Origin of the sequence: Carnobacterium sp., from assembly GCF_032094055.1 — a bacterium.
Taxonomy (GTDB): domain Bacteria; phylum Bacillota; class Bacilli; order Lactobacillales; family Carnobacteriaceae; genus Carnobacterium_A.
Genome location: NZ_DAMDAK010000026.1, coordinates 1 through 2,706, shown reverse-complemented (window position 1 = coordinate 2,706; position 2,706 = coordinate 1). Strand labels below are relative to the sequence as shown.

General features: G+C 39.4%; 3 protein-coding genes. 1 reads left to right on the top strand and 2 read right to left on the bottom strand.

The annotated features are described in order from the left end of the window. On the bottom strand, positions 1-606 hold a 606-nt coding region (locus RT405_RS05730), incomplete at its 3' end, for an ArgE/DapE family deacylase (protein ID WP_313468321.1). 239 nt (positions 607-845) lie between these two features. Continuing rightward, the gene (gene gloB / locus RT405_RS05725) at positions 846-1,550 is read right to left on the bottom strand and encodes a hydroxyacylglutathione hydrolase (RefSeq protein WP_313468319.1); all 705 of its coding nucleotides are present in this window, start codon (positions 1,548-1,550) and stop codon (positions 846-848) included. A 212-nt stretch (positions 1,551-1,762) separates the two neighbouring features. Here gloB and RT405_RS05720 point away from each other — a divergent pair. After that, on the top strand, positions 1,763-2,706 hold a 944-nt coding region (locus tag RT405_RS05720; protein WP_313468317.1), incomplete at its 3' end, for an enoyl-[acyl-carrier-protein] reductase FabV.

The following is a 2,706-nucleotide window of genomic DNA, read 5'->3' as shown; positions in this document are numbered from 1 at the left end:
ATGATTAATGGCATTAATTCCCTCTTTGGGCATTGAGCTGTGTGCTGATTTCCCGTGGGATACGACTGAGTAATTAATGGATCCCATATGAGTATAAACAAGATTGTAATTAGATGGTTCTCCAATGATCAAACCATCTAAGTCATCTGCATATCCTTCTTCAGTTAATTGCTGTGAGCCTAGTTCGCCGATTTCTTCTCCAACCGTTGCAAGAAGCTTAATTTTCCCGTTAATTGGTGTGTTCTTTTCTTTCAATTCAATCATCGCAATTGCCATAGCAGCTAGCCCACTCTTCATATCTGTTGTTCCGCGGCCATACATTTTATTTCCTTCTATATGCCCTTCATACGGAGGATAGGTCCATTGAGATTCGTCGCCTGCATCCACCACATCCATGTGTCCAGTAAATCCTAATACTCTACCTTCTCCATTGCTTAGTTCAGCAACTAAACTGCTGCGACCTGGAGAATAGTTGACCAACGTTGAATCGATTTCGTGTTTTTTAAACAAGTCTTTCAAATAATTGGCAACTTCCTCTTCATTTTCATTGACAGATTTGATTTGAACGATGTCTTTTAAAACCTGAATTTTTTCTTCATGGTTCATTTCTACTCTCTCCTTTACAATTTTTTATTGATAACTTAAAAATACACCTACTATCCCATGAATTCTTTCACTAATAGTATAAATCTCTTTTGGCTTTTAGACTAATGAATCGCATTGATAAAAAAAAGTTTCAGCTGTCAGATTTGAGAAAATAGGATATGGTTCAGGATTGCTCAATTAAGATTACATTTTAACATACTAAAAAATCTACTCATTTTCATCCGTTTTTCTATATCTCTTTAGAAATCATCACGTGCTTTGCGCAAGGCTACAAAATCTTCCGATGTCTCTGCCTGAAGAAACAAATTGATTTTTTTCTCCCGGCCAATGGTTGACGGTAAAGTGGGCTCTTCTTTTGCACGCAAATCATTGACTTGATCTAATGCTTCAGAAATTGCTTTGTTAGACGGCTGCACAGAATGGGCAAAATGTAGATTCGTTTGCGTATATTCATGAGCTGCATAAACTTGTATTTCATCATCTAAGCGTTTGAATTTCTGCAAGGCATCGTATTGGGCTTGGTAATCTCCAGTGAACACTCGGCCGCAGCCTGCGGAGAACAAGGCGTCTCCGCAAAATAGAGCTTTCTCTCCCATTAAGAAACTAATGTGCCCATGAGTATGCCCTCCTGTTTTGATGACTTGAAAATTTCGACCCAATAACTTGAAACTTTCTCCTTCTTGAACAATGCGATTAGCTAAGGGTACAGTTTCTTCTGGTCCATAAACGGGTGTATCCGGGTATTTCGCTAAGATTTCTTTTACTCCACCGATATGGTCCTCGTGGTTATGGGTCAAAAGAATGGCAGTTAAATTCAGCTGCTGTTCTTCCAGGTAATCCATCACACCTTCAGCTTCTCCTGGGTCGACTACCACTGCTTCTGTTCCTTCTTCAATCATCCAAATATAATTGTCAGAAAAGGCCTTGATTGGGTAAATATTCATTACTGTTCCTCCTCATTTTTAATTTTTACTATAATTAACTCATTTCCAATTAAATCAATGATTTTATCAAATCTTCAGCCAAGGTGACCGTTTGAGTAGGTCGGGCACTTACTTTATTTGTTTAAAAATTGAAATTTTAGTAGATAACTTATGCTTAAGATGCTTTTTCTGATATTATATTCCTATAACGATGAAAAGGAGGAATATAAATTATGTTGAAATTTAACCAAAATATACGGGGAAACGTAGCCCTAGGTATCAATCCACTTGGATGCAAACAGGAAGTAGTGAATCAAATTGACTATGTGAAAAACAAAGGGACTTACCAAGGTCCAAAAAAAGTATTGATCATTGGCGCATCATCAAGCTATGGTTTAGCCACTCGGATCAACTTGGCTTTCGGCGCGGGAGCAGATACGATCGGCGTTTCTTTTGAAAAAGGACCAAAGAACGAAAGAAATCTAGGGACAGCTGGCTGGTACAACAACATTGCTTTTCGAGAAGCTGCTGAAAAAGAAGGTCTGATTGCTAAAAACTTTGTGCAAGACGCCTTCAGCCATGAGAGTAAGCAAGAAGTCATCGATTATATAAAGAATGAATTTGGCGGCAAAGTAGACTTAGTTGTTTACAGTTTGGCAAGCGGTAGAAGAACCGATCCTGATACTGGAGAGACTTATACATCTTCCATTAAAGCCATTGGGGAGCCAGTTGTTGGCCCTAATATCAATATGCAAGAGCAGACTTTCTATACTGTAACGCTGGAACCTGCAACTGAACAAGAAATCCATGATACCGTCAAAGTAATGGGTGGAGAAGACTGGCAACTATGGATGGAAGCCCTAAAAGAGGCCGACGTGTTGGCGGATGGAGTTCTCACAACTAATTATTCTTACTTAGGAACTGAACTGAACCACGATTACTATGGCGGCGGTACACTTGGCCGCGCTAAAGCAGATTGTGATGAAAAGGCGAATGCTATTAATGAATTATTGACTGATATTAACGGCAAAGCCCTGATTGTGGTTGCCACTGCCGTTACTACTAAAGCAAGTTCCGTTATTCCTTTCTTCCCAGTTTACTGTATCGGCCTTTACAAAGTCATGGAAGAGAAAGGCACCCACGAAACACCGATTATGCATCAAGATCGGATTTATCG

Bases quoted from the DNA above. Each gene is read 5' to 3' on its own strand.
- gloB (WP_313468319.1), bottom strand. From the start codon at position 1,550: ATGAATATTTACCCAATCAAGGCCTTTTCTGACAATTATATTTGGATG.